The organism is Paenibacillus sp. FSL K6-2524 (assembly GCF_038005525.1).
GTDB classification, from domain to species: domain Bacteria; phylum Bacillota; class Bacilli; order Paenibacillales; family Paenibacillaceae; genus Fontibacillus; species Fontibacillus anaericanus.
In genome coordinates this window covers 4,629,442-4,645,543 of the sequence record NZ_JBBOSP010000001.1, presented here as the reverse complement: position 1 = coordinate 4,645,543, position 16,102 = coordinate 4,629,442, and the positions used below count along the sequence as shown (strand labels likewise).

10 protein-coding genes are annotated in these 16,102 nt (G+C 44.4%); 8 read left to right on the top strand and 2 right to left on the bottom strand.

Translation table 11 applies throughout. The annotated features are described in order from the left end of the window. Positions 1 to 104 precede the first annotated feature (104 nt). From yicI to NST85_RS21645, 6 genes are all read left to right on the top strand, one after another. Positions 105 to 2,429, top strand: coding sequence for an alpha-xylosidase (yicI, locus tag NST85_RS21670; protein ID WP_341190355.1), 2,325 nt, complete (start codon positions 105 to 107; stop codon positions 2,427 to 2,429). Positions 2,430 to 2,607: 178 nt separating this feature from the next. Further along, the gene (locus NST85_RS21665; protein WP_445671188.1) at positions 2,608 to 4,368 is read left to right on the top strand and encodes a sensor histidine kinase; all 1,761 of its coding nucleotides are present in this window, start codon (positions 2,608 to 2,610) and stop codon (positions 4,366 to 4,368) included. 93 nt (positions 4,369 to 4,461) lie between these two features. Continuing rightward, positions 4,462 to 5,442, top strand: a complete 981-nt coding sequence (locus tag NST85_RS21660; protein WP_127192216.1) for an ABC transporter permease — start codon at positions 4,462 to 4,464, stop codon at positions 5,440 to 5,442. Between the two features lie 14 nt (positions 5,443 to 5,456). Further along, positions 5,457 to 6,356 carry a carbohydrate ABC transporter permease gene (locus NST85_RS21655; protein ID WP_211350089.1) on the top strand — a complete coding sequence of 300 codons (900 nt, stop codon included), beginning with the start codon at positions 5,457 to 5,459 and terminating at the stop codon, positions 6,354 to 6,356. Positions 6,357 to 6,585: 229 nt separating this feature from the next. Further along, the gene (locus NST85_RS21650; RefSeq protein ID WP_341190353.1) at positions 6,586 to 8,343 is read left to right on the top strand and encodes an ABC transporter substrate-binding protein; all 1,758 of its coding nucleotides are present in this window, start codon (positions 6,586 to 6,588) and stop codon (positions 8,341 to 8,343) included. A 94-nt stretch (positions 8,344 to 8,437) separates the two neighbouring features. After that, entirely contained in the window at positions 8,438 to 10,798 is a 2,361-nt protein-coding gene (locus NST85_RS21645; protein ID WP_341190352.1) for a glycoside hydrolase family 95 protein, read from the top strand. 106 nt (positions 10,799 to 10,904) lie between these two features. Here NST85_RS21645 and NST85_RS21640 read toward each other — a convergent pair whose 3' ends face one another. After that, the gene (locus NST85_RS21640) at positions 10,905 to 11,732 is read right to left on the bottom strand and encodes an AraC family transcriptional regulator (protein ID WP_341190351.1); all 828 of its coding nucleotides are present in this window, start codon (positions 11,730 to 11,732) and stop codon (positions 10,905 to 10,907) included. A gap of 125 nt (positions 11,733 to 11,857) precedes the next feature. On the opposite strand from NST85_RS21640, the gene NST85_RS21635 reads away from it, so the two are divergent. Both NST85_RS21635 and NST85_RS21630 read left to right on the top strand, forming a co-directional pair. Beyond that, the gene (locus NST85_RS21635; RefSeq protein WP_341190350.1) at positions 11,858 to 13,891 is read left to right on the top strand and encodes a beta-galactosidase; all 2,034 of its coding nucleotides are present in this window, start codon (positions 11,858 to 11,860) and stop codon (positions 13,889 to 13,891) included. A gap of 104 nt (positions 13,892 to 13,995) precedes the next feature. After that, complete coding sequence (locus NST85_RS21630; RefSeq protein WP_341190349.1) at positions 13,996 to 14,967, top strand: aminoglycoside phosphotransferase family protein; 972 nt, start codon at positions 13,996 to 13,998, stop codon at positions 14,965 to 14,967. 249 nt (positions 14,968 to 15,216) lie between these two features. Here the strand turns inward: NST85_RS21630 and NST85_RS21625 are convergent, their stop codons facing one another. Next, complete coding sequence (locus tag NST85_RS21625) at positions 15,217 to 16,008, bottom strand: AraC family transcriptional regulator (protein ID WP_341190348.1); 792 nt, start codon at positions 16,006 to 16,008, stop codon at positions 15,217 to 15,219. Positions 16,009 to 16,102 lie beyond the last annotated feature (94 nt).

The following is a 16,102-nucleotide window of genomic DNA, read 5'->3' as shown; positions in this document are numbered from 1 at the left end:
ACATCTAATTATGTAAGTTTGTTAATAATGTAATCAGTATAATGCAAGTATAAAACGTATTAGTTATTATCACAACATGAGAAAAATGAAAGGTGGTTTTTAATATGAAATTCACTGACGGCAACTGGTTGGTTCGTGATGAGTATACGCTTCTAAGTGCGGTTCAACCCCATGACTTTACTATTCAGAATAATACTTTGACAGCTTATGTATCCGGTGCACCTCTTCACGGGCGGGCAGATACAATCAATGGTACACTGCTTACCGTTCAATTTCATTCCCCACAACCTGGTGTCATTGGCGTGAAACTGATTCATTTCGCAGGTGTGCTTGAACATGGACCAGCTTTTGAGTTGGCACATGGTGAAGGTGGCGAACATGTCGAAATTACAGAGAATGACGAGTATGCTGAGCTCAAAAGTGGAAACTTAAGTGTTCGTGTTTCTAAAGGCACTCATTGGTCAGTAGATTTCTTCCGTGGAACAGAACGACTTACGGGCAGCGGATTTAAATCGATGGCGCATGTTACGGAAACAGGCGGCAACATTTATATGCGTGAGGAATTGGATCTAAGTGTGGGTGAGTTGGTATATGGGCTTGGGGAGCGCTTCACTTCCTTTGTCAAAAATGGCCAAATCGTAGATATCTGGAACAAAGACGGTGGCACTAGCTCCGAGCAATCTTATAAGAATATTCCCTTCTATATAACTAATAAAGGTTACGGAGTATTTGTGAATGATCCAGGTGCGGTATCCTATGAGGTAGCATCTGAGAAGGTCAAGAAAGTGCAATTCAGCGTTCCAGGTGAATCATTAGAATATTTCATTATTGATGGACCAGAGCCAAAAGATGTCTTAAATAAATATACCAATCTTACAGGTAAACCATCGCTACCGCCAGCTTGGACTTTTGGTCTGTGGCTGTCGACTTCATTTACAACGAATTATGATGAAGCTACGGTAAATTCATTCGTAGATGGTATGGCTGAGAGAGATTTGCCATTACATGTATTCCATTTCGACTGTTTCTGGATGCGTGAGTTCCAGTGGACAGACTTTAAATGGGATGAGAAGGTATTCCCAGATCCAGTAGGTATGTTGTCGCGGCTTAAGGAGAGAGGTCTCAAGATTTGTGTATGGATCAATCCTTATATCGCTCAACGCTCCCGTATGTTTGAAGAGGGGAAACGTCATGGCTATTTCGTAAAAAAGGCTAACGGTGACGTATGGCAATGGAACATGTGGCAACCGGGCATGGCGCTTGTAGATTTCACTAATCCTGCTGCATGTGAATGGTTTGGAAGCTATCTCAGAGATCTGGTAGATATGGGTGTTGATAGTTTCAAGACTGACTTTGGTGAAAGAATCCCAACGGATGTTGTTTACCATGACGGCTCGGATCCGGTGAAAATGCATAACTATTACACGTATCTGTACAATAAGGTTGTCTTTGAAGTGCTAGAAGAAAAGCTAGGAAAGCATGAAGCAGCATTGTTCGCCCGTTCTGCTACAGTTGGTGGGCAGAAATTCCCCGTTCACTGGGGTGGAGATTGCTATGCCGATTATGAATCGATGGCGGAGAGCCTAAGAGGCGGATTATCCCTAGGTTTAACAGGTTTTGGTTTCTGGAGTCATGATATTGGTGGTTTTGAGAATACTGCACCAGCACATGTATTTAAACGCTGGCTTGCGTTTGGATTGTTATCAAGCCATAGCCGACTACATGGGAGTACTTCTTATCGTGTGCCTTGGGCTTATGATGACGAAGCGGTTGATGTAACAAGAATGTTTACGAAACTCAAATGTAGTCTAATGCCATACCTCTATGATACAGCTGTTCAAGCAACAGAGCAGGGTATCCCAACCATGCGCGCGATGCTGTTAGAATTCCCCAACGATCCTGCAGTAGAAACATTGGATCGGCAGTATATGCTAGGTGACTCCATACTCGTTGCTCCAGTATTTAGCGAAAAAGGAGATGTAACCTACTTCTTACCGGAAGGACAATGGACGCACCTATTGTCTGGCAAGACAGTAGAAGGCGGAACATGGCGTAAAGAGAACTATGATTTCTTGAGTTTGCCATTGTTCGTTCGTGAGAACTCTATTCTTGCTATAGGGGCGAATGATGTCCGTCCGGATTATGATTTTGCAGACCATGTGGAATTGAAATTGTTCCAGCTTCAAGATGGTGCAACCGTTTCTCGTAAGGTTCAAAATGTAAAAGGAGAAACGGAGCTAGAGGTTACTGCCGTACGTACTGGCTCCCAAGTAACTCTACATGCTGCAGGAGTAGGCAAACCGTTCAAAGTATCACTTCATGGTGATGAGGCAATTGCTTCTATTCAAGGTGCGAACCTCTCGGATCAAGGTGTGATCGAAGTTGCTGCTTTCTCAGAAAAAGTTGAGCTTCAGATAACATTGAAATAATTGTCGTTGCCCTGTCAAGACAAGTAATCTAATATACTACTATACCGTGTCAAACGGTGTCGAAATATCCCCTCTGTTTAGGAAAGGGGATATTTTCGTATTTTTAGATAAATGTGGTTCGGTATAGTGGAAAGGTTAGAGATACGGGGGAGGCTTCAAAGTGATAAAACGATTTATTATGAAAACGAACAATCTTAAGCTGAAGCATAAACTGATCATCAGTTATATTATCGTAGTGATGATTCCGGTGATGATTGTGGGTGGCGGGGTAGTGAGTTATTTTCGTGACCAAGCTATGAACCGCGCCATTGATCAGACAAAGAATAACGTAGAGAAAATCAAAACTCAGCTTGGAAATATGCTGCGTATCCCGATGGATGTCTCGAATACCTTAATGCTCGATAAGGATCTGGAGAGGATGGTTACCACACGGTATGAGAGTGTTCTAGAACTGACAAAGGCATATTTGGAATATGATGAGTTTCCGCGTTTTAAACGCACATATAGGGAAATCGCCGGAGTCCGATTTTATTATGACAATTCGACCTTGATTAATAATCTTGAGCTTGTCCCCATAGATGATAAAACGAAAGAAACGGCCTGGTACCAGCAAGCGATGAAAACGAAAAGCGTGAGTTGGGCTTATATCAATGATGATGAAGTGATTCCTATACAAAAGCTCAGTCTGGTGAGACAATTGCCGTTTCCCGCCCGTCGAACAAGTGGAATTTTAATCGTATCGCTAGAACAAGAAGAGCTCAACAGGATGCTGCGGCAGGAACCGTTTGAAACTTTGATTGCCGATGAACGAGGGTATGTAGTGGCTGCAAAAAATCCTGCATTTGTAGGCAAGACGCTCGAAACGCTTGACTATGGAGTTGATTTAAGCCAACAGGAGAAAGGAAGCCATAAGGTAAAAATTAACGGAGAACATTCATATATGATCGTGGATGAACTTGTTCCTGAATCTAGTATAAACGGTTTGAAAATTGTTTCGGTTTTCAGTACGAATGATATTGTCAAAGATGCTAATCGGGTGAGCTTGATCGGACTCTTCATTATTTTACTTGTACTTTTAGTCGCTTTAGTTTTTGTATATATAGTCTCTTTCCTAACAAGCAACCGGCTACTTCGTTTGAGCAGGCATTTGAACCGGCTGGCACTTGGGGATCTGAATGTAGTATCCAGGATCGACGGTAACGATGAGATCGGGCAATTATCTCGGCAGTTCAACTATATGGTCGAGAGTATCCGGACGTTAATGAATCAAGTTGTGGAGAAAACTGAACAGAATACGGCACTGGAGTTGGCCCAGCGTGAAATTAAACTGAAGATGATGGCCAGTCAGATCAATCCGCATTTTTTATTTAATGCTTTGGAGTCAATCCGGATGAATGCCCATATAAAAGGTGAGCAGGAGATTGCGAATATCGTCCGGTTGCTCGGACAATTAATGCGCAAAAATCTGGAAGTCGGCAGGGAGAGGACACCGTTAAAAGAAGAGATGGAAATGGTGCGATCCTATCTGAAGATTCAGAATTTTCGTTACGAGGACCGATTGCAATATGAACTGAACATCGATCCGGGATCAGATACTATTCTGATTCCCCCATTGATTATCCAACCTTTGGCTGAAAATGCAGTGGTTCATGGGGTTGAAGATAAAGAGCATGGGGTGAAAGTGGAAATAGATATTCAGAATAAGGGAGAAGTCGTGCAAGTCAGGGTGCGGGATAACGGAATGGGTATGTCACCTGAACGGCTTGCCGAGGTAATACATTCGGTTTCAACCCCGGATGAACTGGAGAACAATCGGATTGGGTTGCGAAATGTCCATCAAAGACTCGTCCTGTCCTACGGAGAGGAACATGGCTTGAATATCACCAGTGAATATGGGAAAGGGACGGAAATTTTGTTTACGATTCCGATCAATGTCTAATTATTATATGGTTTTTTCTAGAATCTATTGGGTATTTCAAATCCCCTCTCTGCTTTATCATAGAGTTATAGCAGAGAAGGGGGGATTGGACACATGGAAACGCTCTCAGCAAAACCCGATACTAGAAATGTAAGCGTAACCCCAAAACCGCCGAAAAAGCGGAAGCAAGGATTTTGGCAGAGTATAGTTCGGCAGAAATATTTATACCTGATGTCCTTACCATTTGTAATTTGGTTGTTCGTATTTAACTATTTACCAGTCTGGGGATGGACGATGGCGTTCCAGAACTATAAGCCATCCAAATCGTTTTCGGAACAGAAATGGGTTGGAATGAAAAACTTCGTAGACTTGTTCCACGATGAAAGATTTTACCTGGTATTAAGAAATACGTTGGCCATGAGTATTTTGGCCATCATATTCGGATTTATCGTGCCGATCTTTTTCGCGGTGTTCCTGAACGAGTTGAAGGGTTCTATGTTCAAGAAAACCGTTCAGACTGTATCTTATCTGCCTCACTTCGTATCATGGGTCGTTGTGGCAGGTATCATTACGAAGATGCTCTCGATTGACGGTGGGATTATAAACGAAATCTTATTGTCATTGAATATCATTAATGAGCCTATTCAGTTCATGGCTCAGGGGAAATGGTTCTGGGGGATTGTAACCGCTTCCGATATATGGAAGGAAACTGGCTGGAACGCGATTATTTACTTGGCTGCGATCACCGGTATCGATAAGGAACTTTATGAAGCCGCTCGGGTTGACGGGGCGGGGCGCTTCAAACAAATGTGGAATATTACGCTTCCGGGAATCCGGACAACGATTTCCGTCCTATTGATCATGTCGATCGGTCACTTGATTGGTATCGGCTTCGAGAAACAGTTCCAGCTGCAGAATGCGCTGGTGACGGATTATTCCGAAGTGTTGGATCTATATGCGTTGAAATACGGTATTAATATCAGCCGTTTCTCATACGGTACAGCCATTAGTATGTTTACCTCAGTTGTAAGTATCATTCTGTTGCTTACGGCAAATGGCATCATGAAGAAAACGACGAAAGAAAGCATCATGTAAAGGAGGAGACTAACGTGGCAGTAAAAGCATTCAATTCAACAAGATCTGAGAAAATATTTGACATCTTCAACATCATTCTGATGACAGTAATTCTAATCATCACGTTGTATCCTTTCTTGAACGTGCTGGCGATCTCGTTAAATGATTCAACGGATACCGTTCGAGGTGGCATTTATTTATGGCCACGCGAGTTTACGTGGGAAAACTACAAAACGATTTTCGGTTATACAGGCTTGTTGCAAGGGTTTAAGATCACGATGTTGCGGACGATTGCCGGTACCATACTCGGCTTGATAAGCTCATCTATGCTAGCTTATACCTTAAGTCGTCCGGATTTTAAATCACGTAAATTCGTTTCTATCTTTTTGGCTCTGACGATGTATTTCTCCGGAGGGTTGGTTCCTACTTACATGCTCATGCGGCATCTGGATCTGATTGGAACGTTCTGGATTTATATTCTGCCTAGTGCAGTTAGCGCTTTTAACGTATTTATCATCAGATCGTTTATGGACGGATTGCCTTACGCTTTGCAAGAATCGGCAAAACTCGACGGTGCCAATGATTTCAAGATTTACTACAAAATCATTCTTCCGCTCTGTAAACCGGTGCTGGCGACGATTGCGCTGTTCCTGGCAGTAGGGCAATGGAATTCCTGGTTTGATACTTATTTGTATAACGGAAATAAGCCGAACCTCACTACATTACAGTTTGAATTGATGAAAGTGCTAGCCAGTACGAACCAAGGTGCAGCAATGGCAAACGCGAACGACTTGGCCAATCAGATGGCCCAGGTATCGCCGGATTCGATCAAGATGGCGATTACAATTGTCGTAACAGTTCCAATTCTACTCGTATATCCTTTTCTGCAAAGATATTTCGTATCTGGCATGACTTTGGGTGCCGTTAAGGCTTAATGCTAAAGATTTAGAATGAGCAGTTCCGCCGGCGTACTAAACTACACGTACGGCGGGCTGCTACCAAGTAAGACCCTTTTATTAGGCAAACTTTGAAAGCCCTTACTTTGTGGTGGGTTCAAGAATAAACGCGCTTTTATTAATAGGGTTTTACTTATAAGGAAGGTATATGCAGGTTTAGCCTGTTATACGATATAGATTTATCATTTGAAATGAGGGGGAACTAGAAATGAAGTGGACAACTCCTAAAACCTTCGCTGCTCTTTTGTTGACAAGTGCGTTACTTGTAAGCGGTTGCGGCAACTCTGGCAACAATGACAAAAACAGTGCGGCAGGCAACACAGGCAACACAGGAAATAAGGGGAATTCTAGCCAGACAGAACAAAAAGCGGAGGACATAAGCCCAATCAGTTTTAGCTTCTTTGGTGGGGATTCCAGCCCGAACTGGAACGGCATGAAGGATGATGTCGGTAAAGTAATTACCGAGAAAACTGGTGTTACCCTGGAAGCGGAATTTGATGTAGGCGCTGGCGGCGGCGAGAGCAAGGTTGCTTTGATGGCCGCAAGCGGTGATGTTCCGGATCTGATTTTCGCTAAAGGTGAGCTGTCTAAGCTGATCGATGCCGGACTCATCGTTGATATGACTGATTTGATTGAGGAGCATGCTCCAAATATTAAGAAGGTTATCGGCGATAACATGAACCGTTTGAAATACAGCAATGAAGATCAAGCCATCTATTCGCTCGTTACGAACATGGGTGTCGACAACCAATACTTTGATGCGACAGGCGGTTTTGAAATCCAGCATCGCGTATTGAAAGAGCTCGGTTATCCGGAAGTTCGCACGTTGCAGGATTATGAAAAAGTATTGAAAGATTATTATGCCTTGCATCCGACCATCGACGGACAGCCTACGATTCCGCTGACCTTGACTGCGGATGACTGGAGAATCATGATCACGGTTACCAATCCAGCTTTCGCAGCTACTGGTGCTCCGGACGATGGAGAATATTATGTCGATCCGACAACTTATGAAGCTAAGCTTCATTACAAACGTTCAGAAGAGAAAGAATACTTCCGCTGGTTGAACCATATGTACAATGAAGGATTGCTCGACAAGGATACTTTCGTACAGAAGGAAGACCAATACAAAGCAAAAATTGCCAGCGGCCGCGTGCTTGGGTTAATTGACCAAGAGTGGGGCTACATGGATGGGGAAAATGCTTTGAAAGCTGCAGGTAAAGACGATGCTACTTACGCCCATTTCCCTGTTACGTTGAGCGAAGACTATGTTGATCATTCCTTCCAACCTGCTGGGATTGATGGATACGGTATCGCAATTACGACGGCTTGCAAAGATCCGGTTCGCGCTATCAAGTTCCTGGACTGGTTGGCTTCCGATGAAGGCCAAGTTCTCAGAAACTGGGGGATTGAAGGCAAACATTATACCGTTGAAAACGGAAAACGTGTAATTCCGGCTGAGATTACTGAAAGAAGAATGAACGATACAGCGAACTTTACTAAGGAAACAGGTCTTGGTAATCCAGCTGGATTGTATGCTGTGATGAGTGCGCGTTATGGCGACGGTGTTAAAGACTCCACAGATAATTACTATACGATCAACTTCCCAGAACAAATCGTAGAACTCTATTCAGATGCTGAAAAAGAATCGTTGAAGGCTTACAATGCTACAACTTGGAAAGATTTATTCCCGCAAGAAAGCGATTTTGAAGCTAAGGAATGGGGCGCGCTGTACAACATGCCTGTTCCAACAGACGGCGATTATCAAGTAATCGCTAAGAAAACGCAAGATATCGTCCGCAAGCGTATTCCAGAAGCTATTCTTGCCAAAACGTCTGACTTCGACAAAATCTATGACGCCTTCCTAGCTGATCTGGATAAAGCCGGCGCAGTAAAAATGGAAGCCGAATATACTGAGCTTGTTAAAGCGAGAGTATCGTTGTTTACAGGCAAAGACATTAAATAATAGTTTTAAAAAAAATTATAGCAAGAACAAAGAAAAGGCCCGTGTTTTTATTCGGGTCTTTTCTTCTAACTTGTACGGAGTGGAGGTAAGAGAGATGGCGGGTACGAATCATGAGAAAACAAGATGGAAGTTATGGTACAATCAGCCCGCTTCCCGCTGGGAAGAAGCTCTGCCAGTCGGAAACGGGCGGATTGGCGGAATGGTTTACGGTGGTGACCGTTCGGAGGTAATAGCGTTAAACGAGGATACTTTATGGTCGGGATTTCCGCGCGACACCCAAAATTATGATGCCATCCGTCATTTAAGCCGAGCTAGGGAATTGATATTTTCCGGGAAATATAAAGAGGCGGAGTCAATTGTAAACTCTAAAATGCTAGGCTGCCGAAGCGAGTCCTATCAGCCTTTGGGGAATCTGAAGGTGGAGCACCATGGAGAGGTTGCGTCGACAGAATATTATAGAGGTCTGGATTTGGAAACCGGAATTGCCACGTCAAGTTATTCCCACGGAGCTGCAAGCTACACCCGGGAAGTGTTTGCAAGCGCGGTGGACCAGGTCTTGGCTGTCCGGTTTGCATCACCTTCGCAAGATTATGTGAACCTATCTATTTCCCTCGATACCCCGTTACGACATACGATCAGCGAAACTGTAACAGACAATGGGCTGAAAATGAACGGCAGGGCACCAAGCCATATTGCCGATAACTATTTGGGGGATCATCCTCAATCGGTACTGTATGAGGAGGGGTTAGGACTTTCCTTTGAGGTTCAAATCCTTATTTTGCACGAAGGTGGAACTCTTGTGAGGGAATCGGGGATTGCGAAAGTGAATAGGGCAACCTCGGTGACAGTGTTGATAACAGCGGCAACTGACTTCGCGGGCTACAACGTCATGCCAGGAAGTGTTCCGCAAGATACACTTACCGAGAAATGTACTTCTGTTTTGAATGCGGCCGCCCAGTTGAGATACGATGAGCTACGAAATCGCCATATCCATGATCACGAAAGTTTATTTGGGCGGTTGAGTCTTGATTTAGGACAATCTGACAGCACTGCTCTGCCAACTGACGAGCGTCTAGCCAACTACAAGGCAGGGAAAAACGATCCAGACTTGGAAGCTCTTTATTTTCAGTACGGACGCTATTTACTGATGGCGAGCTCCAGACCGGGAACGCAGCCTGCTCATCTTCAGGGAATATGGAATCCGCATATGCAACCACCATGGAATAGCAATTATACGACAAATATTAATACAGAAATGAACTACTGGCCCGCAGAGGTTTGTAATTTAAGCGAATGCCATGAGCCATTGTTCGGGCTCATCCGAGATTTAAGCGAAACTGGAGCAAGAACCGCGCGCATTCACTACGGAGCCCGGGGCTGGACCGCACACCATAACGTTGATTTGTGGAGGGCGGCTACACCGAGCGACGGAGATGCCAGCTGGGCGTTTTGGCCAATGAGTGGCGTATGGCTTTGCCGCCACCTATGGGAACACTACGATTTCACACGGGATAAAAGCTTTTTGCGGGATACGGCATATCCATTGCTGAAGGGTGCCGCGGAATTTTGTCTGGATTGGCTTGTACCGGCACCCAATGGGACGCTGGTCACAGCACCTTCGACTTCGCCGGAGAATAAATTCCTGACGGCGGATGGAGAACCTTGCAGTGTGTCCGCAGGTTCCACAATGGATTTGGTTATGATTCGGGAGCTGTTCACTCATTGCATTCAAGCCGCATCCATTCTTGAAATCGACCTCGAGTGGATTTCTCAGCTGGAGGAAGCGATGGAGCAAATGGCCAAGCCGGAAATCGGGCCGGACGGGCGCTTGCTGGAATGGAGCGAAGATTTTGCGGAAGCTGAACCGGGTCATAGGCATGTTTCGCATTTGTATGGATTATATCCAGGAAATTCGATATCGCCGACTCGGAGTCCTGAACTTGCGGAAGCGGCACGTAAATCACTGCAAAGTCGAATTAACCAAGGGGGTGGACACACGGGATGGAGCTGTGCTTGGCTTATCAATTTGTATGCCCGTCTAAGAGACGGCGAAGCAGCCCACCACTTTGTGAATACGCTTCTGTCTCGTTCGACGTATCCCAACTTATTTGATGATCATCCGCCTTTTCAGATTGATGGTAACTTTGGAGGGACAGCCGGTATAGCTGAAATGTTACTACAAAGTCATTTGGACGAGATAGAATTACTCCCAGCTCTCCCCAAAGCTTGGCCTCAAGGTAATGTTAGTGGACTGAAGGCACGCGGAGGATTTGAAGTAGAAATAAACTGGGAAATGGGACACCTAGTCACAGCTATGATCACAGCCACTCGAAGTGGTTGGTGTTGCATTCGTTACGGGAAAACAGCACTTGAAATTTGCAGCCCGGATGGTTCAATTATTCCAGAAGGTCAACGCTTTTGGACGGAGCCGAATCAAACTTTTTTCATCAGTTGATAGTATTGATGTCATCAGAAAACCTTTCCGTGTTGGTTAGCAAGAGAACGCCGCAAGGTGGTATCTTTTAGGAAGAATTAATGTTGAGAAGGGTTACACTCTCAAACTAATGAAGCCGCCTAAATTGCTGGGGCGTCATTCCGGTATGTTTACGAAATGTGGCTACAAAATGGCTGGTATCACGGAATCCAGTTTGACTTGATATGGAAGCGACTGTAGCCGCGGGTTCGCTCGCCAGCCGTTCTTTGGCTTTGTGAATCCGCATTTGTACAAAATACGTATAGGGTGCTAGACCAAACGTCAGATGAAACAGTTTGCTTAAATGACGGCTTGAGATGCCCAACACGGCTGCAAGATTATCTAATCCGATATCAGGGTTACCGTAGTGCCTATCCATCCATTTTATTAATGGGGTTAACTTCTCCATATTTCGAGATATGGATATGTGATTTCCTTGACTTAACTTGCTCATTTGTCCCAGAAAACGGTATGCATCCACCGAGATATCTAAACCGAACATATCAGATTCATCATCCATTTTAGATAACATCCCACTTAGAAGAGAGACAAATGGCGAACTTGGTTCCCAGTAGAAGATGGCGGGCTCATGAATGCCGAAGGATGAAAGGATAGATGCAGAAGCATCTCCCCCAAAGGTTAAGTAGAGGGTACTCCATATTTTATTTGAGGAGGACTCGTAAATATGTGGTAGTCCTGGTGGGAGTAGCACACCACTGTATGGCGAAAGTTGTACCGTTTCATTGTGATAAGTAAGCACTCCCTCTCCATCCTCAACTTGGAGCCAGTGATACCAAGGATACCCTTGGGAACGTATGATTTTTTCTTGACTGGGGTTGTAGCCAATGCTCTCGACAATCAGTGGTAGCCCAGGATTTCCTGTCGGTGAAAATACGAATCGACGCAGTGATTTCATAGGAATTCATCTTCTCCTTTGAGGTCCATATTATTATATGTAATGTCCCTAATATTATATATAACATGAAATGATTACGAATTAGAATGGTAATATAATTATACTTCATAAAGGATGTGTTCATAGTGATCAATAATAAATTACCAAAGATATGGTATGGCGGAGATTATAATCCTGAGCAGTGGGATGCCGAAACGTGGCAAGAAGATAATCGGATGTTTAAGCTTGCTGGTATTGATGTAGCAACGCTGAACGTCTTCTCATGGGCGATGATCCAACCGGATGAAGAGACGTATGATTTCTCATTTCTAGACGCAACGATGGATCGGCTATATCAAGATGGAGTCTATGTTTGTTTGGCTACTGGCACGGGTGCGCACCCAGCATGGATGGCGAACCGCCACCCAGATGTGCTTCGAGTAGATGTGCAAGGTAGAAAGCGGACATTTGGCGGTCGCCATAATTCTTGTCCCAACAGTCCCACCTATAGAAAATATTCCGCGAGACTAGCTGGAAAATTAGCTGAAAGATATAAGGATCATCCGAGTCTATTAATTTGGCATATATCCAATGAGTATGGAGGATATTGTTATTGCGAACACTGTGCTGCCGAGTTCCGTGTATGGCTGCAAGAGCGGTATGGTAGTTTGGAAAAGTTGAATAAGGCGTGGAATACCCGTTTCTGGGGACATACCTTCTATAGTTGGGAAGAGATTGTTCCTCCGAACGAGTTGAGTGAAGAGTGGGGTGGCGGGCGTACGAATTTCCAAGGGATCTCTTTGGATTATCGTCGATTCATGTCACACAGCCTATTGGAATGTTACAAGCTAGAGTATGAAGAGATTAAGAAGCACACGCCAAACATTCCTGTGACAACGAATTTGATGGGAACCTACCAGGAACTAGATTATTTTGAATGGGCGAAGTACTTAGATGTAGTTTCTTGGGATAATTATCCATCCCTCGATACCCCTATTAGTTTAACAGCTATGACACATGATCTCATGCGCGGAGTTAAGAACGGACAACCATTCATGCTGATGGAGCAAACACCAAGCCAGCAAAACTGGCAACCCTATAACTCGCTGAAGCGGCCGGGAGTGATGCGGTTGTGGAGTTATCAGGCAGTGGCACGGGGCGCGGATACCGTCATGTTCTTCCAACTACGCCGTTCGATTGGAGCTTGCGAGAAATACCATGGTGCGGTTATTGAGCATGTGGGCCATGAACATACACGGGTGTTCCGTGAATGCGCAGAACTTGGAGCAGAGTTAAGCCTATTGTCCGATTCGATCCTTGATGCTCGAATTAAAGCCAAGGTAGGGATCATTTTCGATTGGGAGAATCGCTGGGCAACAGAGCTATCAAGCGGACCAACCATTGCATTGAATTATGTAGACGAAGTGCACAAATATTATGATGCATTGTTCGAATTGAACGTAGAGAGTGACATGATTGGTGTTGAAGAAGATCTTAGCAAATATGACATCGTTATTGCACCAGTGCTCTACATGGTGAAACCTGGCTTCGCTAAAAAAGTGGAGGCATTTGTAGCCGCAGGCGGCACTTTTGTTACAACTTTCTTCAGCGGCATTGTAAATGAGAGTGATCTTGTAACCCTTGGTGGATATCCGGGAGAACTCCGTTCCTTGCTGGGCATCTGGGCAGAGGAAATTGATGCACTGTTCCCTAATCAAAAGAACGAAATCGTATTGAAGCAGTCATGGGGAGCCTTGGATGGAACTTATGAATGTGGTCTAATGTGCGATCTCATTCATAGTGAAGGAGCGGAGGTGCTGGCGGAATACGGTAGCGATTTCTATCAAGGACGTCCAGTCATTACAGTGAATCAATTTGGTGCTGGTCGTGCGTATTATATAGCTAGTAGTCCAGATGCTTCATTCTTACAGGGATTCCTCTCTAACCTATGTGATGAGAAAGGGATCAAACCGTTAGCGAAAGCTCCATCAGGAGTGGAAGTGACACGACGCGTTAAAGACGGATTGGCTTATTTATTCTTGTTGAATCATAATCCGGAAACCGCTGTAGTGGAAATTGGGGATGAGCAGAAGAAGGATTTGCTCACTGGTGAAATGGTAACGGGTTCTGTTTCATTAGCAGGCCGTGGAGTCATGATTCTTGAAGGTAAAGAGGCATAAGTAAGAGTTCACTACAGAAAATATAGGATGCAGGATGACAGAAGGTACTCGCTTTGGCTATTGTAGCAAGGTGGGTACTTTTTTTATTCGAGGAGGGATACGAAATGGACAATGCAATTAAACAACATTTGGACGACGGTGATCTACAAGCCGTGATAAAGGCTGCTTTTGAAAATAGTACCTCTATGTTGTCGGCTTGCGAATTAAAGGATGGCTGGTTCAATTCCGCTTATGCGATCACTTTGGATAATGGCAACAAGGTAGTATTGAAAGTGGCCCCAGTTAACGCTACGTCTGGGGTAATGCGTTATGAGCGCAATATGATGAAGGCAGAAGTTGAAGTTCTTAATTTACTTAAGCAGACCGGAAGAATCCCCGTACCAGAAGTATTCCATTACGATGACAGTAGCTCAATTATTGATGGGGAATTTTTCTTAATGGAGTATCTTGCGGGGGAACCGTACAACAAGGTAAAGGAAACTCTCTCTCCGTTGCAACGGGAAGCAATAGAGTCCGAATTAGGCAGACTGAATCGACTGATTAATGAAATTAAGGGAGAGCAATTTGGCTATTTTGCTCTGGAAGAAGAACAAGGTAAGGAATGGTCTAATGTATTTATGGCGATGGTATCGGGTTTGCTTGCTGATGCCAAGGACGCAAATGTCACACTTCCAGCTGAAGTGAAGGATATAATGGAAGCTATTGAATGGCATAGATCTAGCCTGGAAGAGGTTAAGGAGCCTTGCTTGGTACATTGGGATTTATGGGATGGAAATGTCTTTGTGGATAACGGGAAGATTACAGGATTAATCGATTGTGAGCGGGCACTTTGGGGCGACCCGTTAATGGAATATTATTTCCGTTCGCTGGCGAATTGCCCTACGTTTGTGAGGGGTTATGGGATAAGTGAAATGACACCGTCGCAGAAGAAACGGTTAATGATGTATGATTTATATCTTGATCTAATCTTACATATAGAGTGTACGTATCGTCAGTATAGCAACCAGAATCATATGAACTGGGCAGCGCAAAATTTACAGCAGAGCTGGGAACGATTTAAGTCATTAGCAATATAAAATAAGGCTGCCGAGAACTGTTATTTATCCTAACTTCGGACAAGAGGATTTGTCGGAGTCGTCGGACCGGACAATGCCATTGTTTCAAGAGCAAAGCCAGTAAGCTTGTAAAGTTGGATACCCAGCTTTACAAGCTTTTTTGCTCCTATATATAGTTGATTTCAGAATAAATCCAACTAAGAAGCTATGCTATATCGCCAACTTTTTGAGTGAAACTTGTGTAAGAGAATTCATCCATCAGATCTGAAGCTAGACGCGAGGCATGCTGCGATATTGCGAAGGGGGCATTCCCCGTTTGTTCCGGAAGATGCGGCTTAAATAGAAGCCGTTCTCGTATCCGCACAGTTGCGCAATTTTGTCGATACTAAGCTCAGTTTCCAGCAGTAATTTGCTAGCCTTGTCCAGGCGGAGCCGAGTCGTATAATCGGAAGGAGTCATTCCATAAGCCGCACGAAAACGTCTCGTTAACTGCACTGGGGTAAGCTGCAGCGAGAACGCCAAGCCCTTCATATCGATTGGACCGAATGCATTGGCGGTGATGAATTGGGCAGCCTTACGTATCTCAATATCAGTTGTCATTCCATTTAACCCTATTTCCTTCGGTACATTCCTCTCCAGCTCGTATAAACGCCATATATCGCTTACCAGGTGTTGTTTTCTCTCCAATGCGGTTTCATCCTGTTCCAACGCAAGCAGTCGCAGGTAACGGTAGTCGGAAAACAGCCGTTCGATGTCCGTGATCATCAGTTTGCCGCTCAATGACCGCCTCTCCTCAAGAGAAGGCTCCGAATCCCACGTGAAATGAATAAAGTGAAAAGTCAAAGGTTCAAGTGTTCTTCTATGAAACCAGGTATTTGGTGGGCAGACCACCAAGCTACCAAATCCGGCTTCACCTTCTTGTTCTTCTATGCGGTAAGTGAATCTGCCTTCTTCCACAGCGAACATTGTCCAGTAGGAATAAGTATCCCGGTCGAGAGCAAATGTTTCTTTCTTGATCCAATGAAGATGCGTCACCAGCTGGATCGAAAAGTCGCTTCTCATTATATCGCCACCATTAATTGAAATAAAGTATATGGATTATCGTAACATGATGCATGGAGTTTGGGAATCTGTAAGTATAAGATGAAATCAAGGA

What these genes read in the sequence shown, in the direction of transcription:
- yicI (WP_341190355.1), top strand. Translation starts at nt 105, where the DNA reads ATGAAATTCACTGACGGCAACTGGTTGGTTCGTGATGAGTATACGCTT.
- NST85_RS21665 (WP_445671188.1), top strand. Translation starts at nt 2,608, where the DNA reads ATGAAAACGAACAATCTTAAGCTGAAGCATAAACTGATCATCAGTTAT.
- NST85_RS21660 (WP_127192216.1), top strand. Translation starts at nt 4,462, where the DNA reads ATGGAAACGCTCTCAGCAAAACCCGATACTAGAAATGTAAGCGTAACC.
- NST85_RS21650 (WP_341190353.1), top strand. Translation starts at nt 6,586, where the DNA reads ATGAAGTGGACAACTCCTAAAACCTTCGCTGCTCTTTTGTTGACAAGT.
- NST85_RS21645 (WP_341190352.1), top strand. Translation starts at nt 8,438, where the DNA reads ATGGCGGGTACGAATCATGAGAAAACAAGATGGAAGTTATGGTACAAT.
- NST85_RS21640 (WP_341190351.1), bottom strand. Translation starts at nt 11,732, where the DNA reads ATGAAATCACTGCGTCGATTCGTATTTTCACCGACAGGAAATCCTGGG.
- NST85_RS21630 (WP_341190349.1), top strand. Translation starts at nt 13,996, where the DNA reads ATGGACAATGCAATTAAACAACATTTGGACGACGGTGATCTACAAGCC.
- NST85_RS21625 (WP_341190348.1), bottom strand. Translation starts at nt 16,008, where the DNA reads ATGAGAAGCGACTTTTCGATCCAGCTGGTGACGCATCTTCATTGGATC.